We start from the raw sequence: 21,538 nt of genomic DNA on the forward strand, positions 1-21,538 counted from the left end.
AGCGCGGATGGTCTCGGAGAAGGGGGGTAAAGGCGGCGCGGCTGAAAAGACAGCCGCACCGAAGCTAGTCTATCCGAATTAAGCGGCCTGCTGCGGCAGGGCGGCCTTGGCGCGTTCCACGTAAGCGGCGAAAGCCGCCGGCTCGTGGATGGCCAGCTCGGACAGGACCTTGCGATCAACCTCGATCCCAGCCTTGCCGAGACCATCGATAAATCGGGAATAGGTCAGGCCATGCAGGCGAACCGCAGCGTTGAGGCGCTGGATCCAGAGAGCGCGGAAGGTGCGCTTCTTGTTGCGACGGTCGCGAGTGGCATATTGCATGCTCTTCTCGACCGCCTGCTTGGCGATGCGGATGGTGTTCTTGCGGCGGCCGTAGAAGCCTTTGGCAGCCTTGAAAACCTTCTTGTGCTTGGCGTGGGCGGTAACGCCCCGTTTGACGCGGGCCATTTAGAAAACTCCTTCAAAATCCGGGATGTGGGGAAGACCGCCTTAGCCGTTCGGCAGGAAGTACTTCTTCACGTTGTAGGCGTCGCCCTCGAACAGCGTCGTGGTGCCGCGCAGGTTGCGGATCTGCTTGTTGGTCCGCTTGATCATCCCGTGGCGCTTGCCGGACTGGGCGTAAACGACCTTGCCGGTGCCAGTGATCTTGAAGCGCTTCTTCGCGCCCGATTTCGTCTTCAGCTTGGGCATTTGGCTCTCCTTTGGTCAGGCCTGGGGAGCGGCGTCAAACCGCCCTTCCGGCCCATTCATTGCTGCTGTGAGCAAAACGAACCGCCACGGCAGCCCTAACGGCCGGGCGGTTCGATGAAGGGCGGCTTATCGCAGAAGCCTGCCCAAAAAGCAATGGCCCCTTGAAACCCAAGGGCCATGAATTTCGCCTGCAGGCAGAATCCCTTAACGGGGTGCCAGCACCATGACGACCTGACGGCCCTCGAAGTTGGGCTCCTGCTCGACCTTGGCGAGGTCGCCCACATCGGCCTTCACGCGCTCGAGAACCTTCAAGCCCAGATCCTGGTGCGCCATCTCGCGACCACGGAAGCGCAGGGTGATCTTCACCTTGTTGCCTTCCTCGAAGAAGCCCTTCATGGCCTTCATCTTGACGTCGTAATCGTGGTCGTCGATGCCCGGGCGCAGCTTGATTTCCTTGACCTCGACGGTCTTCTGCTTCTTGCGCGCCTCGGCGGCCTTCTTCTGTTCCAGGAAGCGGAATTTGCCGTAATCGAGGATCTTGCAGACCGGAGGGGTCGCGTTCGGCGAGATTTCCACCAGGTCGAGGCCAGCGTCCTCGGCGATGCGCAGGGCATCGAAGAAGGGCATTACGCCCCGGTTCTGTCCGGTGTCATCAATCAGCTGAACTTCGCGGACGCCGCGAATGTCTCGGTTGGCGCGCGGGCCTTCTTTTTGCGGCACCGGCAAGGGTCTCATGGGACGGCGAATGGCTTTTATCTCCTGTTTGAGGGCTCAGTTGAGGGGGGAGACCTTTTTCCAAAAGCCTCTTCAGCATGCTCAACCTTGCCATGAATGATCTGACATTTCGCGCAAAATGGCGGGAAGTCAACTTGTTCTGTGGGCTGACCAGCTATCCAGAAGGGCGGAATACACATTGAGCGTGCTCGAAACCATGCGTTCGAGCGAGAAATGGCGCTCCACATGAACCCTCGCCCTCGTCCCCAAGGCGATTCTCGCGCTGGCCCCCAGGCTCAGGGCCGCACCGATCGCATCGGCGAGGGCCTCTGAATCGCCTGCCGGAACCCGCCATCCCGTACGGTCCTGTGGCGACACGGCGGGTGGAGCGAGAACCGTTTCTGGTACGGCGCCGAGTTCCGAGACCACCACCGGGGTGCCCATGGCCTGCGCCTCGACGGCGGAACGGCCGAAGGCCTCCGGCTCCGTCGAGGGCACCGTCACCACCGCAGCCGCCAGGAAAGCCGCCGGCATGTCGGTGCAATGGCCGACCCGACGCACGACCCCCTTGAGCTTCTTGGCTTCGATCAGGGTATCCAGCTCCTTCACGTAGGAGTCCCGCCCCTGCGGATCGCCCGCCAGGATATAGGCCACATCCGCCACGCCTGCGTCGCGCAGCTTGGCCGCGGCTTCGATGAGGACCTTCTGCCCCTTCCAGCCCGTCAGGCGGGCGGCGAGCAGAACGACACGCTCGTGCGGCGCCACATTCCAGGCCTTCCGCAACGCCTCGATCCGCTCCGGCGCCACGGCCGAAGGGGAAAACTGCAGGAAGTCCGTTCCCCGGTAGATCACCCCGATCCTGTCCGCGGCCTGGGGGTACTGGGAACGGATCAGGTTGCTCGTATATTGCGAGTTGGCGATGACCACGTCGCCCCGGGCCATGACGGAGTTGTAGAGCACCTTTACCGAGGAGCGGCCGGAATAGCTGCCGTGGTAGGTCGTCACGAAGGGAATGTTGAGGCTGCGCGCGGCGCCGAGCGCCACCCAGGCCGGGGCCCGCGAGCGGGCGTGGATCAGGGATACCCCTTCCCTATGGCAGATCCTGGCGAGCTTGCGCACATTGAGCAGCATGGAGACGGGATTCTTCGTCGCGGCCGGGAACGGAATCCAGATCCCGCCCTTTGCCTGGAGTTCGCCCACGAGCCGCCCCCCCTCGGTGGCGACCAGGGCGCGTGCGCCCGCGTGGACAAGGCCCTCGGCGATATCCACCGTGGTGCGCTCCGCCCCGCCGGCCTCAAGCTCCGGGATGATCTGCAGGATGGTCCGGCCTGCCAGGGGATGAACGTTCGACGACGGGAATGCCGCTCCTCCGCCGGGTCGCGCTGAAAAACTCACCGATGTAAGAGCCTTCTCGAAGATGATGACAGAATCGCATTAAACCCTTGCTTCAAAGCAGTTGAGGACAGGTTAACCATGCAGCAAAGCGTCACACTCGGCTCTGGCGCCGACGAACGCCGGATCGCCGTGCTCCATCGGGAGGGCAAAGGCCCCCCGGTGGTCTGGATCGGCGGCTTCAGATCCGACATGCGGGCCACCAAGGCGAGCGTGATCGATTCCTGGGCCTCCGCGCAAGGTCGCGCCTATCTCCGTTTCGACTATAGCGGCCACGGCGAATCGGGGGGTGATTTCGAATCGGGCACCATCTCACGGTGGCTGGAAGAGGCTCTGGCCGTCATGGAGAGCTTCCTCAAGGAGCGCCCTGTTCTCGTCGGTTCCTCCATGGGCGGCTGGATTTCCCTTCTCGCCGCGCGCCACCTGCTGGCGAAGCACTCCGCCCTCGCGCCAGCAGGCATCGTGCTCATCGCGCCGGCCACGGACATGACGGAAAAGCTGATGTGGGACCGTTTTCCGGAGGATCTGAGGCGAACCGTCGAGGAGACGGGCGTCTATTATCGTCCGTCCGCCTATTCGGAAGACCCTTATCCCATCACGAAGACGCTGATCGAGGACGGGCGCCGCCACCTTCTCCTCGGGCAGCCGATCCAGACCGGCTGCCCCGTCCATATCCTGCAGGGCATGGAAGACCCGGACGTGCCGTGGGGCCACGCTCTCGAACTGGTGGAGCACCTGCCCGGGGACAGCGTCTCGCTCACCCTCATCAAGGACGGCGATCACCGCCTCTCCCGGGACGAGGATCTGGAGCGCCTGATCACTGCCATCGAGGCGATTGCCTGACGGCATCGTGTCTTGGCGATCTGGGGCGGGCCGGAGGAACACCCGGCCCACGTCCAGATATGGCAGGCTAGTGGAGGCTCACCGTGGTGAGATCATGGGCCCAGGCATTGGCGACCGCCGCATCATGGCTGTCTGTCAGCACGATGGGCTGCCCGCTGGCCGAGAGGAGCGCGAAGAGCTCCATCCCCGGCTGGAGCTTGGGAGCCTGCGGGAAGAGCCGCGCCACGTCGTCGGAACGCAGCGGCTTCACATAGGCCATCTCGCCGAGGCCAAGGCTTGCCAGCTCAGCCACGTCCAGAGGCCGATCGGCATGATTGGTGGTGTTGTGGTTCATGGCCATCTCCTTGATGCGGACGCTGCCGTCACACCTTGTCCGAAGCGCTGATGTTGATCTTGCGGACGATCCGCTCCGGTTCGGGCCGGACCAGATCGATCGACAACAGGCCGTTGGACAGATCGGCGCCCAGGACCTCCATGCCCTCGACGAGCAGGAAAGTGCGCTGGAATTGACGGGCGGCGATGCCGCGATGAAGGAAGTGCCTGGTCTTGTCGTCGGACTGACGCCCCCGGATGACGAGTTGGTTCTCTTCCAGGGTCACCTCGAGCTGATCCTGGGTGAAACCAGCGACAGCCAGGGTGATGCGCAGACGCTCGGGAGCGCGCTCGGTACGGGGCACACGCTCGATATTGTAGGGCGGATAGCCGTCTCCGGCCGCTTTCGCGACGCGGTCGAGCGCCTGCTCGATCTCGTCGAAGCCTAACAGAAACGGGTGCCCAAACGGCGACTGACGCGACATATTCGAAGCCCAAGAGTTAGAGGCACTTCGGTTGAATGTGAGCCCGCTCATGCGGCACTCACGCAGCCCATTATCGAGCCACTATCGGCAATATGGATATGGTTCCCGAGCGGATCAAGACCTCGGCCGCGCCTCACCGGAGAGGCGTGAAGGAAGGGTAAACGGGACCCCTGCGCCTACCTCCCAAGATATGTTATTCACCCTCCTGTTCTGGCCTATGATCACCCCCTCTCCTGAGGAGCAATACCATGGCCGAGAACGTGCAGCCCCGCTGGGCCAGTGGCGGTCTCTACGAGCCCTATGTCGGACGCTGGAGCCGTTTGGTAGCCAGGGAATTCCTTTCCTGGCTGAACGCGCCGCCGGGCCTCGACTGGCTCGATGTGGGCTGCGGCACGGGCGCCCTGACCGAAGCGATCGCCGAACGCTGCGCCCCCAGGCGCCTCGTCGGTATCGATGCCTCCGAAGGCTTCCTCGATTTCGCCCGTCATCGTCTGGCGGGCACGGTCGCTGAACTGCGCCAGGCCGACGCGCAGGATCTGCCTTATACCGCTGCCGCGTTCGACCGGATCACGTCCGGTCTCATGCTGAACTTCGTGCCAGACAGAGAGCGGGCAGCCGAGGAGATGGCGCGGGTCGCCCGGCCGGACGGCGAGGTGGCGTTCTATGTCTGGGACTACACCGGCAAGATGGAAATGATGCGCCGTTTCTGGGACGCGGCGGCGGACCTCAACCCCCATGCGCGGGAACTCCAGGACAACTGGCACGCGGCGTTCTGCCAGCCCGAACCGCTTTATCTGCTCATGGAAAAGGTCGGGCTCGCACATATCGAAGTTCGCGCCATCGACGTGCCCACCGTCTTTCGTGACTTCGACGATTACTGGACCCCGTTCCTGGGAGGTCAGTCCCCGGCGCCGGCCTATTGCATGGCCTTGAAGGAAGAGGACCGCTCCGCCCTTCGTGAGAGATTGCGCGAGACGCTCCCCACGCAATCGGACGGCAGCATCCATCTGACGGCGCGCGCCTGGGCCATCAAGGGCCGCAAGGGCTAATCCCCGCTAAACCCGGCTGCGCCACCAGGCGACCTGCTCGGCCACGCGATCCGGCGAGGTGCCGCCGAAGCTCGTGCGGGAGCGGACGGAGTTCTCGACGCCCAGAACGTCATAGATGCCCTTGTGAATGCGCGGCTCGACCGCCTGCATGACGTCGAGCGGCAGCTCCTCGAGGCTGCAGCCGCGTTTCTCGGCCTCGGACACGATGCGGCCCGTGACGTGGTGGGCATCCCGGAAGGGAATGTTGAGGCTGCGCACGAGCCAATCGGCGAGATCCGTCGCCGTGGAGAAGCCGGCCCCGGCCACCGCCGCCATGCGGTCCGGAACGGGCTCGAGGTCCTGGATCATGCCCGTAGTGGCGGCAAGGACGATCTCGAGGGTGTCGGCTGCGTCGAAGAGCGGCTCCTTGTCCTCCTGCGTATCCTTGGCATAGGCGAGCGGCAGCCCCTTCATGACGGTGAGCAGCGACACCAGGGAGCCGATGACCCGGCCGGTCTTGCCGCGCACGAGTTCCGCCGCATCGGGATTGCGCTTCTGCGGCATCATGCTGGAGCCTGTGGTCCAGCGGTCGGGGAGTTTCACGAAGCCGAAGGGAGCCGACATCCAGATGATGATCTCTTCCGCCAGACGCGACAGATGCATGGCGCAGATCGAGGCGGCCGCCATGAATTCCAGCAGGCTGTCACGGTCGGAGACCGTATCGAGCGAATTGCGGGTGGGCCCGTCGAAGCCCAGGGCCTGCGCCGTCATATGGCGGTCGATCGGGAAGGACGTGCCTGCCAGCGCGCCCGCGCCGAGCGGGCACTCGTTGAGGCGCTTGCGGGAGTCGCGGAAGCGGCTGCGGTCGCGGCCGAACATTTCCACATAGGCCATGAGATGATGGCCGAAGGTCACAGGCTGAGCGCTCTGCAGATGGGTGAAGCCCGGCATCACGGTCGCGACATGGGCCTCCGCCTTGTCCAGCAGCGCCTTGATCAGGTTGGTGAGCTGCTCCTCGGTGCGGTCATGGGCCTCGCGCACCCAGAGGCGGGTGTCGGTCGCCACCTGGTCGTTGCGGCTGCGGGCCGTGTGGAGGCGGGCTGCGGGATCGCCGACGATCTCGCGGAGCCTGCTCTCCACGTTCATGTGAATGTCTTCCAAAGCCGTGGAGAAGGTGAAGCTGCCGGATTCGATCTCGCCTAGCACCCGCTGCAGCCCCTGATGGATCGCGTCGCGGTCGCTTTCCGCGATGATGCCCTGCTTCGCCAGCATGGCGCTGTGGGCGATGGAGCCCTGGATGTCCTGGGAATAAAGGCGCTTGTCGAAGTCGATGGAAGCGTTGATCGCCTCCATGAGCGCGCTCGGAGAGGACGAGAACCGCCCGCCCCACATGGTATTGGCACCAGACTTCTTGGCTTCTTCAGACACTGTGTTTCACCCGGAATTCGCGTTCGCTAAGCCTTTGCCACAGGTCGCCCGCCGAGGCAAAGGCGTAACAGGCTGCCCGCGCATTAAGCACATTGGGCAATGTTTGCCAGTTTAAAACCAGTCGCTAGACTCGACAGAACCTATGTGATTTGCATTCATACGGCTGCACAAGAGCGCATCCAGCGCTGGAAGGGGACTGGCCCATGAAAAGACTACCGAAATTCCTCCTATCCGCCGCGATGGTCGCCGCCATGGCGACCTCGTTCAATGCCGTTCAGGCAGCGACGCCTCCCGACACTCTGGTCGAGGCTTGGCAGCTTGATGACATTACGTCGATCGACCCTGCTGAAATCTTCGAGTTCAGCAACTCCGAAATCGCCGGCAACACCTACGAGCGACTGATCAATTACGATCCCAAGGACGTCTCCAAGATCTATGGTGAGGTCGCCGAGTCCTGGACTGTCTCGCCCGACGGCAAGACCTTTACCTTCAAGATCCGCCAGAACAAGAAGTTCGCTTCCGGCAACCCGCTGACTGCCGAGGATGTGGTCTTCTCCTTCCAACGCGCGATCATCCTCGACAAGTCTCCGGCTTTCATCCTGGGTCAGTTCGGCTTCACGAAGGACAACGTGAAGGACAAGATCAAGCAGACCGGCCCGTTCGAGTTCACCATGGAACTTGACAAGTCCTACGCTCCGACCTTCGTCCTCTACTGCCTGACCTCGACGGTCGCTTCGGTGGTCGACAAGAAGCTCACCATGCAGAATGAGAAGGACGGCGATCTGGGCTACAACTGGCTCAAGACCCACTATGCCGGCTCCGGCCCCTTCGCGATCCGTGACTGGAAGGCGAACGAAGTCGTCGTCTTGGAGCGCAATCCGAACTCCGACAAGAAACCGCCGCTTGCCCGCGTCATCTATCGTCACGTAAAGGAAACAGCTACGCAGCGTCTGCTGCTTGAAAAGGGCGATGTGGACGTTGCCCGCAACTTGAACCCGGAAGAGCTGGACGCTGTCGCAAAGAACCCCGACATCAAAATCCAGAATGGCCCCAAAGGTACAGTCTATTATATGGGCCTGAACCAGAAGAACCCGAACCTCGCAAAACCCGAAGTCCGGCAGGCTCTGAAGTGGCTTGTGGACTACTCGGCGATTGCCGACACCATCATGAAGAACAAGGGCGAGGTCCATCAGGCCTTCCTGCCGAAGGGCTTCCTCGGTGCGATCAACGAAAACCCTTACAAGCTGGATGTGGCGAAGGCGAAGGATCTCCTTGCCAAGGCGGGCTTGAAGGATGGCTTCACCGTTACCATGGATACCCGCTCTACTCCTGAGATCACTGGAATTGCGCAGGCGATCCAGACGACCTTCGCTCAGGCTGGTGTCAAGGTTGAAATCATCCCTGGCGACAGCAAGCAGACCCTGACGAAGTATCGCGCCCGCCAGCACGATATCTACATTGGCAACTGGGGCGCGGATTATCAGGACCCGAACACCAATGCCGACACGTTCGCGGCAAACGACGACAACTCGGACAACGCTAAGGCCAAGCCGCTCGCATGGCGCAACGCTTGGGATCCGGGCCCGCTGACGGCGAAGACCCGTGCTGCTGTTCTGGAGCGTGACGCCGACAAGCGCGCCCAGATGTATCAGGAGCTTCAGAAAGCAGTTCTCGAAGATGGCCCCTATGTGACCTTCCTTCAGCAGATCGAGGTTATCGCGGTCCGCAAGAATGTTGAGGGTATCGTGATCGGCCCTTCGTTTGACATGAACAGCGTCGCTCAAGCTAAGAAGAACTAAATTTTCAATGGTACCAGCAACCATGACTGGAGGCGGAGGGCATCATGCCCTCCGCTTCTATCTTACAAAGACCGGCCAGTTCCTTCTGGTGTTGGCGATAACCCTTCTCGGGCTCGTTGCCGTCACCTTCTTCATCGGGCGCATCGTCCCGATCGATCCTGTGATCGCCATTGTAGGCGACAGGGCCTCTCCTCAGGTTTATGCCCGCGTTCGGCAGGAGCTCGGCCTCGACCTACCGCTTATTCAGCAATTCTGGATTTATCTGAAGAAGGCCGTCACCGGCGATTTCGGCAATTCGGTTCTCACCACCAACCCGGTGATGACGGATATTCTCAATGCCTTTCCCGCCACCTTCGAGCTTGCGACGCTCGGCACCCTCATCGGCGTGCTCATCGGGATTCCGCTCGGCGTTCTCGCGGCCGTGAAGCGCGGCAGCCTGATCGATCAGGTCGTGCGCTTCCTGGGACTCGCCGGCTACTCCATTCCGATTTTCTGGCTCGGCCTCATGGGCCTGCTGCTGTTCTATGCCAAGCTCGGCTGGGTCGCAGGACCCGGACGCATCGACGTGACCTATTCCTATCTCTATACGCCGGTCACCGGCATCGTGCTGATCGACACGGCCATGCAGGGCCAGTGGGACGCGTTCTGGGATGCGGTCTCGCACATCGTCCTGCCCGCATGCCTGCTCGGCTATTTCTCGCTTGCCTATATCAGCCGCATGACGCGCTCCTTCATGCTCAACGAGCTAGCGCAGGAATACGTGATCGCAGCGCGTGTGAAGGGTCTGTCGGAAATGCGCGTGATCTGGCGCCATGCCCTGCGCAATGCTGCGGTGCCGCTGGTGACGGTGATCGCACTGTCCTACGCGAACCTTCTCGAAGGCTCCGTGCTGACCGAGACCGTGTTCGCGTGGCCGGGCCTCGGCCAATACATCACCAATTCCCTGCAGAACGCGGACATGAACGCCGTGCTGGGCGGAACGCTGGCAATCGGCACCGTCTTCGTGGTGCTCAATCTCGTGTCCGACCTGCTCTATCGTCTGCTCGATCCGAGGACCCGCTGATGGCTGGCTCCCCTGCACTTTCCCGCCCCACCGGATACCGGGCATGGCTTCTGTCGCCCGAGCCCGGATCCCGCTGGCAGGCGCGGCTCGGCCGCGCTTATCTCGGCTGGCGCTCGTTCACCAAGAATCCGCTGGCCGTTCTCGGCCTCGGCATCGTGATCCTGTTGATCCTCGTCGCTCTCCTCGCCGATGTCATTGCACCCCACTCGCCAGTGATCGGCGGAGACCTGCGCACGCAGCGCTTCCTGCCTCCGAGTGAAGCCTTTTGGCTTGGAACGGACGATCAGGCGCGCGACATCCTCTCGCGCATCATCCATGGCTCGCGCATCACGCTCTTCGTCATCGTTCTGGTGTCGGTCATCGCGACGCCGATCGGGCTTCTGGTCGGAACGATCTCCGGCTATCTCGGCGGGTGGGTCGATACGGTGCTGATGCGCATCACCGATATCTTCCTCGCTTTCCCGCGCCTCGTTCTCGCGCTCGCCTTCGTGGCGGCTCTGGGCCCGGGCATCGAGAATGCTGTCATCGCGATCGCGATTACCTCATGGCCTCCCTATGCGCGCATCGCCCGCGCAGAGACGCTGATGATCCGCAACAGCGATTTCATCGCGGCCGTGAAGCTGCAGGGCGCCTCCACCCCGCGGATCATCCTCGGCCATGTGGTGCCGCTCTGCATCTCGTCGCTGGTCGTGCGGGTGACCCTCGACATGGCAGGCATCATCCTGACCGCCGCCGGGCTCGGATTCCTCGGTCTCGGCGCGCAGCCGCCCCTGCCCGAATGGGGCGCCATGGTCGCAACGGGCCGCAACTACCTCATCGATCAATGGTGGGTCGCCGCCATGCCCGGCCTTGCCATCTTCGTGGTGAGCCTCGGCTTCAACCTTTTGGGCGACGGCCTGCGTGACGTTCTCGATCCGAAGGCAGCAAAATGACGAAGCCGCTTCTCGAAGTCGAAGACCTGCGCGTCCGTTTCCACCTGCGCACGGGCACCGTCGAGGCGGTGCGCGGCGTGTCCTTCCAGCTCGGCCGCGAGCGGCTCGGCATCGTCGGCGAGTCCGGGTCCGGAAAGTCGCAGACGGGCCGCGCCATCCTTGGCCTCACCCCTCCTCCCGGCGAAGTCACGGCCAAGCGCCTGGATTTCGACGGCATCGATCTGCTCACCGCCTCCAAGCGCACATTGAGAACCCTGCGCGGGGGACGTATCAGCATGGTGATGCAGGATCCGAAATACTCGCTGAACCCGGTCATGACCATCGGCGAGCAAATCATTGAGGCCTATCAGGCGCATGCAAGGGCTAGCCGCGCGGAAGCCCGCGACAGGGCGCTCGCCATGCTGGAGGCCGTGAAGATGCGCGACCCAGGCCGCGTCTTCTCGCTCTATCCACACGAGGTGTCGGGCGGCATGGGCCAGCGCGCCATGATCGCCATGATGCTCGTCACGGATCCGGATCTGCTCATCGCCGACGAGCCCACCTCCGCGCTGGACGTGACGGTGTCGATGGAAGTGCTCCGCATCCTGGACGAGCTCGTCGCCGAGCGCGGCATGGGGCTCATCTTCATCTCGCACGATCTGAAGCTCGTCTCCTCCTTCTGCGACCGGGTGCTCGTGATGTATGCGGGCCGCGTGGTGGAAGAACTGGAGGCGAAGAACTTCCGCAATGCCAAGCATCCCTATACGCAGGGCCTCATGCGCTGCCTGCCCACCCTGGCGGATGACGTTCGCCCGCTTCCGACCCTGAACCGCGATCCTTCCTGGGCGCTCTGACCATGCTCGATATTCAGAACCTCAATGTCGTCTTCGGAACGGGCCGCCTCAGGGTCGACGCGGTCAAGGACGTGAGCTTCACCGTGAAGCAGGGCGAGGCCTATGGTCTGGTCGGCGAGTCCGGCTCCGGCAAGTCGACGGTGCTGCGCGCCATCTGCGGACTCGCGCCGATCACGGGCGGGCATGTGCTCGTGGATGGCAAGGAAGTGACCACGCCGCGCAGCAAGGACTTCTACCGCACGGTGCAGATGGTCTTTCAGGACCCTTACGCCTCCCTCCATCCACGCCACACCGTTGACCGCACGCTCTCGGAGCCGCTCGCCATCCACGGAGCGAAGGACGCGGAGGCCCGCATTCTCCAGGCGCTGAAGGAGGTCGGCCTCGGCCCCTCGTTCCGCTTCCGTTACCCGCATCAGCTCTCGGGCGGCCAGCGCCAGCGCATCGCCATCGCGCGCGCGCTCATCCTGCGCCCGAAGGTTCTGCTTCTCGACGAGCCGACCTCGGCGCTCGACGCCTCCGTTCAGGCGGAAATTCTGAACCTCCTCGACGACCTCCGGCGCAAGATGGGATTGACCTATATCCTGGTGAGCCATGATCTCGCGGTGGTCGCGCATCTGTGCGAGCGCCTGCTCGTCATGCGTCACGGCGAGGCCGTGGAGGAAACGGCATCCGAGGCGCTGCGCTCCGGCAAGGCCTCGAACGAGTATACCCAGTCCCTGATCCAAGCGAGCCAGGGCTTCACGCGCAACCAATCGCAGCCGGTTCACGCCAAGGTCGGCTGAGGCGTTTCCATCTCATAGGATTGTTTGAAAACATGTCCCGCGCTCCTCTGATGCCCGTTTTCGATGGCCATAACGACGTTCTCCTGCGCCTTATGCGCGGCTCCCTCCCCCCGGAGAAGGCCTTTCTCGAGGGAGACAACATCGGCCACCTCGATTGGCCCCGCATGAAGCAGGGCGGCTTCTTCGGCGGGTTCTTCGCGGTGTACGTGCCGTCCGAGGACATGGGCATCGACGTCGATGCCCTCATGACCCACACCGAATACGACGTGCCGCTGCCGCCGCCGCTTCCCTTGGCTCCGAGCCAGCAGGTGACGGTGCACATGGCATCGCTTCTCATCCGCATCGAGCGCGCGTCGAAAGGCGAAGTGAAGATCTGCCGTTCCGCCGAAGATATCCGGCATTGCCTCGACAACGGCAAGCTCGCCGCGATCCTGCACATCGAGGGCGCAGAGGGAATCGACCCCGACCTACATATGCTGGACGTTCTCTATGAAAGCGGCCTGCGCTCGCTCGGCCCGGTCTGGAGCCGTCCGAATATTTTCGGCCATGGCGTTCCCTTCCGCTATCCGTCCACGCCCGATACGGGGCCCGGCCTGACCGATCGTGGACGCGACCTCGTGAAGGCGTGCAATCGCCTGAAGATCATGGTCGATCTCTCGCACCTCAACGAGAAGGGATTCTGGGACGTCGCCAAGATGACGGATGCGCCCCTGGTCGCCACGCACTCGAACGCCTATGCCGTGTGCCAGCATTCCCGCAACCTGACGGACAAACAGCTTGCCGCCATTCGCGAGAGCCGTGGCATGGTGGGCGTGAACTTCGCCACCTCGTTCATCCGCCCCGACGGGCAGCGCGACGACAATACGCCGCTGGAGGAGATGATCCGCCATATGGACCATTTCATCGAGCACGTGGGCGTCGACGGCGTCGGCCTGGGCTCCGACTTCGACGGTGCGACCATTCCCGCTGAGATCGGCGACGTGCGCGGCCTGCCGCGCCTCGTGGATGCCATGCGCAGGCACGGCTATGACGAGGCAACGCTTCGCAAGCTCTGCTATGAGAACTGGATCAGCGTTCTGGAGCGGACCTGGGGGCGGTGAACCCAGCCCTAGCTCTCTCTCGTCATGGCCCGGCTTGATCCGGCCATCGACGCATTAAACCACACACCGCTAAGACGTGGATCCCCGGCACAAGGCCGGGGATGACGAAGAGTGCTGAGTGAGCTTACCGCTCAGCCTTCGACGTCAGCGCGAAGATGCTTGCAATGCCGCCGACACCGAGCATCAGCAGCAGGCTGACGGCATTGATCGCCGGCGTCGCGCCTTCCCGCATCTGGCCATACATGGTGATCGGCAACGGCGGCTCGGAACCCACGAGCATCAGCGTCGTGTTGAAATTCTCGAACGACATGAGCAGCGCCACGAGGCCCGCACCAATGAGCGCGGGGCTCAGGAACGGCAACGTGATCGTGCGCAGCACGCGCGCACGGCTGGCCCCGAGATCAAAGGCCGCCTCCTCCAGCGCGCGGTCGAACTTGCGCAGACGCGCCGCGATGATGAGCGTCGAAATCGTCAGGATGAACGAGAGCTGCCCCAGGACGACCAGAGGCAGGCCGGGGCGCAGGAAGTCGAGATCCGTCTGAAGCCACTCCTCAAGCCCGTTCGCCACCCGCGAGAAAAAGGCGAGGATGGAGATGCCGAGCACCACGCCGGGGATGACGAGGGGCCAGAGCATCATCATCGACAAAAGCGTCTTTCCCGGGAACTCGGCACGTTCCAGCACCCACGCATTCACGGTGCCGAGGACCACGGCGAGCAGCGCCACGGGCACGGCAATCTTGAAGCTGTTGGCGATGGTATCGAGCCAGATCGGATCGACCAGCACACCCGGCTTTCCAAAGGCATCGCCCGAGCCGATGAACCATTCGAGCGTGAAGCCCTTCCACGGAGGCGACGGAAACGGGCTCGCGTTGAAGGCGAAGATCGCGACGACCAGGAGCGGCGCGAACAGGAAAAGGTAGAACGCCGCGATGTAGAGCTTCCAGACGAAGGACGGACGGTTCATGGCGTCATGCCTGCTTCAAGGTGGTGCCCAGACTCTGCCCGGTGAGACGCAGCCCGGCCCAGACGATCGCGGAGGACAAGAGAAGAAGCAGCATGCCGAAGGCGGCGCCCTGTGGCCAATTGAACCGCGTGATGAACTGCGCGTAGATCTGCTCCGTGAACCACAGGCCGTTCTTGCCCCCCAGCAAGACAGGGGTCGCGAAATTGCCGACGGTGAGCATGAACACGATGATGGAGCCTGCGACGATGCCGGGCATCGCATGGGGAATGACGATCCGGCGCAGAACGGTCCAGCGGCTCCCGCCGAGATCGAAGCCGGCTTCGACCACGGCAGGTTCCAGGCTTTCCAGCGCGTTGGCGAGCGGCACGATCATGAAAAGAAGGCCGCCATAGACGAGGCCGAGGATCACGGCACCGTCATTGTAAAGGAACTCGATCCGCTGTCCGGTCAGCCCCGTAGCCTGAAGGACGTAGGAAATCACGCCTGTCTCGCGCAGCAGCATCATCCAGCCGAGCGTGCGCACAAGCTCGGACACCCAGAACGGCAGGAGGCAGAGCAGCAGGAGCATCGCCTTCAGGCGCCCCTGCGCCACGCGGGCGATATAGAGCGCGATGGGAAAGGCGAGAACCAGGGTCAGCGCCGTCACCACGATTGACATGATCGCCGTCCTCGCGAAGGTGCGCCAATAGAGCGGTTCAGTGAAGAATTCGAGATAATTGCCGAAGCCGAAGGCATAGACGCGCGGAGCCACCCTTTCGCTGAAGGAGAGGATGAGGATTTCCACGTGCGGCAGAACGATGAGTACGCCGAGCCAAAGCACGGCCGGCGCCAGAAGCAGGAAGAGCGTGAGACGCTGAGCCGGTTTCGCACTCATGCGGCGAAGACCTTCATGGCGTCCACAGTCCAGCCGACATGGATCGGCGCGCCGACATGGATCCCAGCGAGCGGCCCTGCCTGCGGGAGTACCGCCCGAACCGGTTGATCGAAACCGAGGGTCTCGATGAGCAGGCTCGAATTCGCCCCATCGAACAACACGGCCGAGACGCGACCTTCGAACCGGTTCGGCAGGTCACGCAATGCCGGTTGACTCTGAGCCAGAGCAATCGACTCGGGGCGCACGAAAGCGATGGCGGATTGATTTGCGATGTTCCCCATTCCTTGCGTCACAGTCCCTGAGGGGAGCTGCAAGGCAACGGTTCCATTGGACGAGGTCAGGACCTCACCCTGCCACCGGTTCGTTTCACCGACGAAGCTCGCCACGAACGGCGTTGCGGGATGGTGATAGAGCTCGCGCGGGCTTCCCACCTGTTCGAACCGGCCCTGGTTCATCACGGCGATACGGTCGGACATGACCAACGCTTCGGATTGATCATGCGTGATGTAGGCGAAGGTGGTGTTGAAGGTGGCCTGCAGTTGCTTGAGTTCGATCTTCATGTGCTCGCGCAGCTTCAGGTCGAGGGCGCCGAGCGGCTCGTCGAGAAGAACGAGGGTCGGTTCCAGAACGAGGCAGCGGGCAATGGCCACGCGCTGGCGCTGGCCGCCCGACAGAGCGGTGACGCGGCGATTGCCGAAACCTTTCAGTCCCACCCTCTCCAGCATGCGACTGGCGCGCTCCTCGGCGTCGGCGCGAGACTCTCCGCGGCATATCAGGCCATAGGCCACGTTCTCGCCCACGCTCATCATCGGGAAGAGCGCGAGGCTCTGAAAGACCATGTTCACGGGGCGCTTGTTGGCGGGAACGCCGATCATCGACTTGCCGCGAATGCGGATGTCGCCGGAGGTCGGTTCCTCGAAGCCTGCGATCATCCGCATCAGCGTGGTCTTGCCGCAACCGGAGGGCCCGAGAATGGAGAAGAACTCGCCGGGAGCGACGCTGAAACTCACGTCATTGACGGCCGCATGGGAGCCGAAACGCTTGGTGACGTGAACGAGATCGAGATCATTGGATTGTGCCATGGACGCGCGCCGGAAAAGGTCATCCCCCGGCACGAACCGGGGGATGATCGATCATCGAAAAGTGGATGTTACGAACCGGCCTTCAGGCGGTCGAGGATCTTGCCCTCGATCTCTTCGATGCCGGCCGGCACGGCCGGATACCACTTGATGTTATCGATCGCGGTCTTCGGGAAGCTCTCGGCGAACTGATCCTTCAGCTTGCCCTGCATGAGCTTGTCGGCGCCGTTGGATGCCGTGAAGTTGCCGGCGGAAGCGGCCACCTTCGCGGCGATCTCGGGACGCATGTTGAAGTTGATCCACTTATAGGCCGCGTCGTCGTTGCGTCCCTTGGCCGGGATGGCGAAGGTGTCGACCCAGCCCAGAGCGCCGGATTTCGGAGCGATGAACTTGATGTCCGGGTTCTCGGAGTTCAGCTTCCAGCCGCCCGTATCCCACGCCATGGCGGCGACGACTTCGCCGGACCGCAGGGCGTTGAGGAGCTGATCCTTGCCGTCCCAGAAGAACTTCACGTTCTTTTTGCACTCGGCGAGCTTGGCACCGACCTTGTCCATCATCGCGGCATATGCCTTGGCATCGCCGTAGGACGCGAAGGGATCCATGCCGTTGGCGAAGGCGAAGGCGATGAGCGCCGGGCGCTTGGCGCGGAAGCTGGTCTTGCCGGCGAGCGACGGATCGCAAAGGTCGTTGTAATCGGCGACCTTCGGCGCGGCCTTCGTATTCACGATCAGACCGTCGGTGCCCCAGATATGGGGAACGCCGTAGACCTTGCCGTCCACGGTGGTGTTCTTCTTCGTCGCTTCGAGCATGGAGGCGATGAACTGGTCGGACTTGAGCTTGGACAGGTCCAGCGGCTTGTAGATGCCGAATTCGGTTTGCGGGCCGGCGATGCGGTCCTGGCTCGGCTGCACCAGATCGAAGCCAGCACCCTGCGTTGCGCGCAGCTTGGAGATCATCTCCTCGTTGTTCGAGAGCGTGATCTCGACTTCGATGCCGGTTTCCTTGGTGAACTGATCCACGACCTCTTTCGGAGCGTAATCCGCCCAGGTCAGGAGCCGCAGCTTCTCAGCCGCCTGAGCCGTCCCGGCGATCATGAGAGCGGCGAAGGCCGTAGCCAGCTTCAGGCTGGCGCGCTTGGTCAACATTGTCATCCTCCATGTGGTCGGGCTTTTACCCTGTTCCCCAGTTGCAAAGTTATATGACAGCGCGACGACACGCTAGGGGGTCTGAAGCCGGCTCACGAACCCTTCCGTGGATGACAGATCCCTGCTCCAAAGGTATGGATAAGCTCTGCCGTCCCGGAGCTTTTCCAGCCATGCGCACCTTCTACCCCGAAATCGAACCCTATGATCACGGCATGCTCGACGTCGGTGACGGGCATCGGGTTTATTGGGAGTTGTGCGGCAACCCCAACGGCAAACCCGTGGTATTCCTCCATGGCGGCCCCGGGGGCGGTTTCTCGCCGATGGCGCGCCGCCTGTTCGACCCGGACAAGTACAAGATCCTGCTGTTCGACCAGCGCGGCTGCGGACGCTCCACGCCCTATGCGAGCCTGGAGGCCAACACCACTTGGCACCTCGTGGCGGATATCGAGCGCCTTCGTGCCATGATCGGCGTAGACAAGTGGATGGTGTTCGGCGGCTCATGGGGTTCGACGCTCGCCTTGGCCTATGCGGAGACACACCCGGAGCGCGTCACGGAACTCGTGCTGCGCGGGATCTTCACGCTCCGCCGTGCGGAGCTGCTCTGGTATTACCAGGAGGGCGCGTCCTGGATCTTCCCTGACAAGTGGGAGCGTTTTCTCGCTCCCATTCCGCCGGAGGAGCGCGGCGACCTGATGGCCGCCTACCGCAAGCGCCTGACCGATCCGGACCCTGCCGTCCGTCAGGAGGCTGCCAGCGCCTGGAGCCTCTGGGAGGGCGAGACCATCACGCTCCTCCACAATCAGGAGTTCACCGATCAATTCGGCGACGATCATTACGCCATCGCCTTTGCCCGCATCGAGAACCACTACTTCGTCAACGAAGGATGGTTCGAGGAGGGGCAGCTGATCCGCGATGCCCATAAACTGAAGGGCATTCCCGGCGTGATCATCCAGGGCCGCTATGACGTCGCCACGCCGGCCAAGACCGCCTGGGACCTGCACCGGGCCTGGCCCGAGGCCAAGTTCATCATGGTGCCGGATGCGGGCCACGCCGTGAACGAGCCCGGGATCCTGCATCATCTCATCGAGGCGACGGACGCCTTCGCGCAAGGGTAATCGTTATCCCGGAACGCGTTGCGGCGTCCGGGATGACGAAGGTGACTATTTCGCGGTCCAGCCTCCATCCATGGAGAGATTGGCGCCGGACATCTGGCTTGCCGCGTCCGAGCAGAGGAAGACGGCAAGCGCCGCCACCTGATCGACGGTCACGAACTGCTTGGTGGGCTGGGCTTCGAGCAGGACGTCGTTGATCACCTGCTCCTTGGTCATGTTGCGCGCCTTCATCGTATCGGGGATCTGCTTCTCCACGAGAGGCGTCCAGACATAGCCGGGGCTGATGCAATTCACCGTGATGCCGTGGGTCGCTACCTCGAGCGCAACGGTTTTCGTGAGGCCCGCAATGCCGTGCTTGGCGGCGACATAGGCCGACTTGAAGGGCGAAGCCACGAGGGAATGGGCCGAGGCGGTGTTGATGATCCTGCCCCATCCACGCGCCTTCATGCCCGGCACGGCGGCGCGGATGGCATGGAAGGCCGAGGAAAGATTGATCGCGATGATCTGGTCCCACTTCTCGATCGGAAAATCCTCGACCGGCGAGACGAACTGAATGCCCGCATTGTTGACGAGGATGTCCACGCTGCCGAGCTCCTTCTCGGCCTGATGGACCATGTCGGCGATCTCGTCGGCCTTGAGCATGTTGGCGGGTGAATAGATGGCCTTCACACCAAAGTCGCTCTCGATGGCGGCGCGGGTCCTCTCGATCTCCTCCGCATCGCCGAGCCCGTTGATGACCACGTTCGCGCCTTCCTTGGCGAACGCCCGGGCGATGGCCAGCCCGATCCCGCTGGTGGAGCCGGTAACGACGGCATTCTTGGCTTTCAAAGTCATGGTCTACTCCGCGTGGGCCTTCCGCCCCAGGGTTATCCAGTCACAATGACATATCACGAAGGGGGAAGACGCGTTGAGCCTAGCAAATAGGAGCATCCCGGCCCCGTTCCCCCTCTGCTCCCGCTGCATGGCGTAAGGGCAACTCTCGCCATTGTTCCCTCTCCGCTGATGTGAGAGAGATCTGGGGCAACGATTGGATGGGTGAATAGTGCAGACACCTCGATTTCTACCCTGCGGCGATACCGCCCTGACCGTGGAGTTCGGAAGCGCGATTGATCCCGACCTGAACGGCAAGGTTCTCGCGCTCGACTCCCTGCTGCGCGCGAGCCCGCCTGCCGGGCTCATCGAGACCGTTCCCACCTATCGCTCCCTCACCCTGCAATTCGATCCCACGATCATCGATTACGACGCGCTGATCCGTCTTCTGGAGGAGACGACAAACGGGCTGCAGCCGCAAAGCGCCATGGGCACACGCTGGCGTGTCCCCGTGGTCTATGGCGGCGAATACGGCGTCGATCTGGAGGATGTGGCGAGACATCACGACCTGACGCCCTCTCAACTCGTCGAGATTCATTCGGCCGCCGTGTACCGGATCTACATGATCGGATTCGTCCCGGGCTTCGCCTATCTCGGCGGCCTTGACCCGCGGATCGCCACGTCGAGACGCACCCAGCCCCGGCTGAAGGTCCCGAGCGGATCGATCATGATCGGCGGCGAGCAGGCTGGAATCGTGCCCATGGAGATGCCGAGCGGCTGGCACCTTCTGGGGCGTACGCCGGTGCTGAGCTATGCCCCCGAGCGCGATCCTGCCTTTCTGTTCGCGGCCGGAGATGAAATCGTGTTCGAGCCCATCGATGCCTCAGGGTGGAATGAACTCGAAAGGGCCGCGCTGGCGGGCGAGGCCGTTGCGGAGCGGGTGCAACCATGACGAGCCTTGTGGTGAAGAATTGCGGGCCGATGACGAGCCTGCAGGATTGGGGCCGTATCGGCTATCAGCGTTTCGGCGTCTCGCCGTCAGGCGCCATGGATCGCCGCTGTCTCGCCATGGCAAACGCACTCGTGGGTAACGCTCCGGAGATCGCGGCCATCGAGTTCATGAATCTCGGCGGCAACTTCGCCTGCGAAGACGGGGAACTGCGTGTCGCTCTCGTCGGCGCGGGCTGCACGGCGAGCCTGAACGACGACCCTGTCGAAGCCAACACGACCGTTGTTCTGAAGGAGGGCGACACGCTGCAGGTCGGTCATCCCCGCAGCGGCACATTTGCCTATCTCGCAGTCGCAGGGGGCTTCCAGGTCGAGCCGCAGCTCGGCAGCCTGTCCCTCCATCCGCGCTCCCGTCTCGGCGGACTGAACGGGGCAGCCCTGAAAGCTGGAGATCGCCTTCCCTGCAATCCGGATGGGCAGCAGGACGCGCTGATGCATCTGCCGATCGAGCCTCTCGAGGAACCCGGCCCGATTCGCGTGATCATGGGTCCGCAGGATGATTATTTCACGGAGGAGGCGATCCGGACCTTCCTGAGCGCCGAGTTCACCATCAGCCCTCAGGCCGATCGCATGGGCTTCCAACTGAATGGCCCGCCACTCGAACACGCCAAAGGCTTCAATATCGTCTCCGACGGCATCGTGGACGGCCATATCCAGGTGCCCGGAAGCGGCCTCCCCATCGTGCTCATGCGGGACCGCCAAACGGCGGGCGGATATCCGAAGATCGCCACGATCATCAGCGCCGATCTTGGACGCTTCGCACAGATGCGCCCCGGCTCTCCGGTGCGCTTTCGATCCATCCCGCGGGACGAGGCCGTGGCTGCAGCGCGCCAGATGAAGGACTGGATAGCATCTCTCCCCTCGGCCCTCGTTCCACTCCGCTTCGAACTCACGACGGAGCATCTGCTCAGCACGAATCTGATCGGCGGCATGGTGGACGCGCTGGCCCCCAGAATCTCCGATCACACCGGGTGAAAAAGCAGGGGCGCCTCATGGGCGACCCTTTCTGTCACCTGGTTTTCACCCCGCTCTCGTGTGTGAGGTCTGCGGCGCCTTCGGCCTTTGCTTCCCGGCGGCGTTCGTGCAGGATCCATTCGGTATAGCCGTTGGGCTGCGCGGCGCCCTTGAAGACCAGGTCGCAGGCC

Annotated in this window: 23 protein-coding genes; 11 read left to right on the top strand and 12 right to left on the bottom strand. The window is 62.9% G+C overall.

All coding sequences use genetic code 11. From position 1 onward, the window contains the following. Window positions 1-78: 78 nt before the first annotated feature. The 4 genes from rplT to ACS5Q0_RS18720 form a co-directional block, all read right to left on the bottom strand. Window positions 79-447, bottom strand: a complete 369-nt coding sequence (gene rplT / locus ACS5Q0_RS18705; protein WP_047187696.1) for a 50S ribosomal protein L20 — start codon at window positions 445-447, stop codon at window positions 79-81. Between the two features lie 42 nt (window positions 448-489). Further along, the gene (gene rpmI, locus ACS5Q0_RS18710) at window positions 490-690 is read right to left on the bottom strand and encodes a 50S ribosomal protein L35 (protein ID WP_027315905.1); all 201 of its coding nucleotides are present in this window, start codon (window positions 688-690) and stop codon (window positions 490-492) included. A 204-nt stretch (window positions 691-894) separates the two neighbouring features. Continuing rightward, complete coding sequence (infC, locus tag ACS5Q0_RS18715) at window positions 895-1,425, bottom strand: translation initiation factor IF-3 (protein ID WP_473128160.1); 531 nt, start codon at window positions 1,423-1,425, stop codon at window positions 895-897. A 129-nt stretch (window positions 1,426-1,554) separates the two neighbouring features. After that, on the bottom strand, window positions 1,555-2,799 hold the full coding sequence (locus tag ACS5Q0_RS18720; RefSeq protein ID WP_473128161.1) for a glycosyltransferase family 4 protein: 1,245 nt from the start codon (window positions 2,797-2,799) through the stop codon (window positions 1,555-1,557). Between the two features lie 78 nt (window positions 2,800-2,877). On the opposite strand from ACS5Q0_RS18720, the gene ACS5Q0_RS18725 reads away from it, so the two are divergent. Then, window positions 2,878-3,639: an alpha/beta hydrolase gene (locus ACS5Q0_RS18725; RefSeq protein WP_473128162.1), complete on the top strand. Its 762-nt coding sequence runs from the start codon at window positions 2,878-2,880 to the stop codon at window positions 3,637-3,639. A 67-nt stretch (window positions 3,640-3,706) separates the two neighbouring features. Here ACS5Q0_RS18725 and ACS5Q0_RS18730 read toward each other — a convergent pair whose 3' ends face one another. Both ACS5Q0_RS18730 and ACS5Q0_RS18735 read right to left on the bottom strand, forming a co-directional pair. Beyond that, the gene (locus ACS5Q0_RS18730) at window positions 3,707-3,973 is read right to left on the bottom strand and encodes a BQ00720 family protein (protein ID WP_473128163.1); all 267 of its coding nucleotides are present in this window, start codon (window positions 3,971-3,973) and stop codon (window positions 3,707-3,709) included. 28 nt (window positions 3,974-4,001) lie between these two features. After that, entirely contained in the window at window positions 4,002-4,436 is a 435-nt protein-coding gene (locus tag ACS5Q0_RS18735; protein WP_473128164.1) for an Hsp20 family protein, read from the bottom strand. Window positions 4,437-4,684: 248 nt separating this feature from the next. On the opposite strand from ACS5Q0_RS18735, the gene ACS5Q0_RS18740 reads away from it, so the two are divergent. Beyond that, entirely contained in the window at window positions 4,685-5,485 is an 801-nt protein-coding gene (locus tag ACS5Q0_RS18740; RefSeq protein ID WP_473128165.1) for a class I SAM-dependent methyltransferase, read from the top strand. 6 nt (window positions 5,486-5,491) lie between these two features. Here ACS5Q0_RS18740 and argH read toward each other — a convergent pair whose 3' ends face one another. Next, window positions 5,492-6,856 carry an argininosuccinate lyase gene (argH, locus tag ACS5Q0_RS18745; RefSeq protein WP_473128181.1) on the bottom strand — a complete coding sequence of 455 codons (1,365 nt, stop codon included), beginning with the start codon at window positions 6,854-6,856 and terminating at the stop codon, window positions 5,492-5,494. A 239-nt stretch (window positions 6,857-7,095) separates the two neighbouring features. Between argH and ACS5Q0_RS18750 the strand changes: the two genes are divergently transcribed. From ACS5Q0_RS18750 to ACS5Q0_RS18775, 6 genes are read left to right on the top strand one after another with little or no spacing between them, the layout of a single operon-like run. Further along, entirely contained in the window at window positions 7,096-8,691 is a 1,596-nt protein-coding gene (locus ACS5Q0_RS18750) for an ABC transporter substrate-binding protein (RefSeq protein ID WP_473128166.1), read from the top strand. Window positions 8,692-8,713: 22 nt separating this feature from the next. Beyond that, the gene (locus ACS5Q0_RS18755; RefSeq protein ID WP_473128182.1) at window positions 8,714-9,754 is read left to right on the top strand and encodes an ABC transporter permease; all 1,041 of its coding nucleotides are present in this window, start codon (window positions 8,714-8,716) and stop codon (window positions 9,752-9,754) included. Further along, window positions 9,754-10,686, top strand: a complete 933-nt coding sequence (locus tag ACS5Q0_RS18760) for an ABC transporter permease (RefSeq protein WP_473128167.1) — start codon at window positions 9,754-9,756, stop codon at window positions 10,684-10,686. Before ACS5Q0_RS18755 ends, ACS5Q0_RS18760 begins: the two co-directional genes overlap by 1 nt. Continuing rightward, window positions 10,683-11,519 (top strand): ABC transporter ATP-binding protein, encoded by an 837-nt coding sequence (locus tag ACS5Q0_RS18765; RefSeq protein ID WP_473128168.1) that lies wholly within the window; start codon window positions 10,683-10,685, stop codon window positions 11,517-11,519. Before ACS5Q0_RS18760 ends, ACS5Q0_RS18765 begins: the two co-directional genes overlap by 4 nt. A 2-nt stretch (window positions 11,520-11,521) precedes the next feature. Continuing rightward, window positions 11,522-12,301, top strand: a complete 780-nt coding sequence (locus ACS5Q0_RS18770; protein ID WP_473128169.1) for an ABC transporter ATP-binding protein — start codon at window positions 11,522-11,524, stop codon at window positions 12,299-12,301. 32 nt (window positions 12,302-12,333) lie between these two features. Beyond that, on the top strand, window positions 12,334-13,401 hold the full coding sequence (locus ACS5Q0_RS18775) for a dipeptidase (protein ID WP_473128170.1): 1,068 nt from the start codon (window positions 12,334-12,336) through the stop codon (window positions 13,399-13,401). Between the two features lie 124 nt (window positions 13,402-13,525). On the opposite strand, the gene ACS5Q0_RS18780 is transcribed toward ACS5Q0_RS18775, so the two are convergent. From ACS5Q0_RS18780 to ACS5Q0_RS18795, 4 genes are all read right to left on the bottom strand, one after another. Then, window positions 13,526-14,365 (bottom strand): ABC transporter permease, encoded by an 840-nt coding sequence (locus ACS5Q0_RS18780; RefSeq protein ID WP_473128171.1) that lies wholly within the window; start codon window positions 14,363-14,365, stop codon window positions 13,526-13,528. Between the two features lie 4 nt (window positions 14,366-14,369). Then, window positions 14,370-15,239, bottom strand: a complete 870-nt coding sequence (locus ACS5Q0_RS18785) for an ABC transporter permease (RefSeq protein WP_473128172.1) — start codon at window positions 15,237-15,239, stop codon at window positions 14,370-14,372. Further along, window positions 15,236-16,321, bottom strand: a complete 1,086-nt coding sequence (locus ACS5Q0_RS18790) for an ABC transporter ATP-binding protein (protein ID WP_473128173.1) — start codon at window positions 16,319-16,321, stop codon at window positions 15,236-15,238. Before ACS5Q0_RS18790 ends, ACS5Q0_RS18785 begins: the two co-directional genes overlap by 4 nt. 68 nt (window positions 16,322-16,389) lie before the next feature. Further along, entirely contained in the window at window positions 16,390-17,463 is a 1,074-nt protein-coding gene (locus ACS5Q0_RS18795; RefSeq protein ID WP_473128174.1) for an extracellular solute-binding protein, read from the bottom strand. A gap of 170 nt (window positions 17,464-17,633) precedes the next feature. Between ACS5Q0_RS18795 and pip the strand changes: the two genes are divergently transcribed. Next, on the top strand, window positions 17,634-18,578 hold the full coding sequence (gene pip / locus ACS5Q0_RS18800) for a prolyl aminopeptidase (RefSeq protein WP_473128175.1): 945 nt from the start codon (window positions 17,634-17,636) through the stop codon (window positions 18,576-18,578). Between the two features lie 45 nt (window positions 18,579-18,623). On the opposite strand, the gene ACS5Q0_RS18805 is transcribed toward pip, so the two are convergent. Continuing rightward, complete coding sequence (locus ACS5Q0_RS18805) at window positions 18,624-19,409, bottom strand: 3-hydroxybutyrate dehydrogenase (RefSeq protein ID WP_473128176.1); 786 nt, start codon at window positions 19,407-19,409, stop codon at window positions 18,624-18,626. Window positions 19,410-19,617: 208 nt separating this feature from the next. Between ACS5Q0_RS18805 and pxpB the strand changes: the two genes are divergently transcribed. Together pxpB and ACS5Q0_RS18815 are read left to right on the top strand one after the other, a co-directional pair. After that, window positions 19,618-20,337 (top strand): 5-oxoprolinase subunit PxpB, encoded by a 720-nt coding sequence (pxpB, locus tag ACS5Q0_RS18810; protein ID WP_473128177.1) that lies wholly within the window; start codon window positions 19,618-19,620, stop codon window positions 20,335-20,337. Next, window positions 20,334-21,368, top strand: a complete 1,035-nt coding sequence (locus tag ACS5Q0_RS18815) for a 5-oxoprolinase subunit C family protein (protein WP_473128178.1) — start codon at window positions 20,334-20,336, stop codon at window positions 21,366-21,368. Before pxpB ends, ACS5Q0_RS18815 begins: the two co-directional genes overlap by 4 nt. The last annotated feature ends 170 nt before the right edge of the window (window positions 21,369-21,538 follow it).

It is taken from the genome of Microvirga sp. HS2, from assembly GCF_055792805.1.

Bases quoted from the DNA above. Each gene is read 5' to 3' on its own strand.
- ACS5Q0_RS18815 (WP_473128178.1), top strand. From the start codon at position 20,334: ATGACGAGCCTTGTGGTGAAGAATTGCGGGCCGATGACGAGCCTGCAG.
- ACS5Q0_RS18795 (WP_473128174.1), bottom strand. From the start codon at position 17,463: ATGTTGACCAAGCGCGCCAGCCTGAAGCTGGCTACGGCCTTCGCCGCT.
- ACS5Q0_RS18760 (WP_473128167.1), top strand. From the start codon at position 9,754: ATGGCTGGCTCCCCTGCACTTTCCCGCCCCACCGGATACCGGGCATGG.
- rpmI (WP_027315905.1), bottom strand. From the start codon at position 690: ATGCCCAAGCTGAAGACGAAATCGGGCGCGAAGAAGCGCTTCAAGATC.
- pip (WP_473128175.1), top strand. From the start codon at position 17,634: ATGCGCACCTTCTACCCCGAAATCGAACCCTATGATCACGGCATGCTC.
- ACS5Q0_RS18775 (WP_473128170.1), top strand. From the start codon at position 12,334: ATGTCCCGCGCTCCTCTGATGCCCGTTTTCGATGGCCATAACGACGTT.
- ACS5Q0_RS18780 (WP_473128171.1), bottom strand. From the start codon at position 14,365: ATGAACCGTCCGTCCTTCGTCTGGAAGCTCTACATCGCGGCGTTCTAC.
- ACS5Q0_RS18750 (WP_473128166.1), top strand. From the start codon at position 7,096: ATGAAAAGACTACCGAAATTCCTCCTATCCGCCGCGATGGTCGCCGCC.
- ACS5Q0_RS18755 (WP_473128182.1), top strand. From the start codon at position 8,714: ATGACTGGAGGCGGAGGGCATCATGCCCTCCGCTTCTATCTTACAAAG.
- ACS5Q0_RS18735 (WP_473128164.1), bottom strand. From the start codon at position 4,436: ATGTCGCGTCAGTCGCCGTTTGGGCACCCGTTTCTGTTAGGCTTCGAC.
- ACS5Q0_RS18805 (WP_473128176.1), bottom strand. From the start codon at position 19,409: ATGACTTTGAAAGCCAAGAATGCCGTCGTTACCGGCTCCACCAGCGGG.
- ACS5Q0_RS18785 (WP_473128172.1), bottom strand. From the start codon at position 15,239: ATGAGTGCGAAACCGGCTCAGCGTCTCACGCTCTTCCTGCTTCTGGCG.
- rplT (WP_047187696.1), bottom strand. From the start codon at position 447: ATGGCCCGCGTCAAACGGGGCGTTACCGCCCACGCCAAGCACAAGAAG.
- argH (WP_473128181.1), bottom strand. From the start codon at position 6,856: ATGTGGGGCGGGCGGTTCTCGTCCTCTCCGAGCGCGCTCATGGAGGCG.
- ACS5Q0_RS18765 (WP_473128168.1), top strand. From the start codon at position 10,683: ATGACGAAGCCGCTTCTCGAAGTCGAAGACCTGCGCGTCCGTTTCCAC.
- ACS5Q0_RS18790 (WP_473128173.1), bottom strand. From the start codon at position 16,321: ATGGCACAATCCAATGATCTCGATCTCGTTCACGTCACCAAGCGTTTC.
- ACS5Q0_RS18725 (WP_473128162.1), top strand. From the start codon at position 2,878: ATGCAGCAAAGCGTCACACTCGGCTCTGGCGCCGACGAACGCCGGATC.
- ACS5Q0_RS18770 (WP_473128169.1), top strand. From the start codon at position 11,522: ATGCTCGATATTCAGAACCTCAATGTCGTCTTCGGAACGGGCCGCCTC.
- ACS5Q0_RS18730 (WP_473128163.1), bottom strand. From the start codon at position 3,973: ATGAACCACAACACCACCAATCATGCCGATCGGCCTCTGGACGTGGCT.
- infC (WP_473128160.1), bottom strand. From the start codon at position 1,425: ATGAGACCCTTGCCGGTGCCGCAAAAAGAAGGCCCGCGCGCCAACCGA.
- ACS5Q0_RS18740 (WP_473128165.1), top strand. From the start codon at position 4,685: ATGGCCGAGAACGTGCAGCCCCGCTGGGCCAGTGGCGGTCTCTACGAG.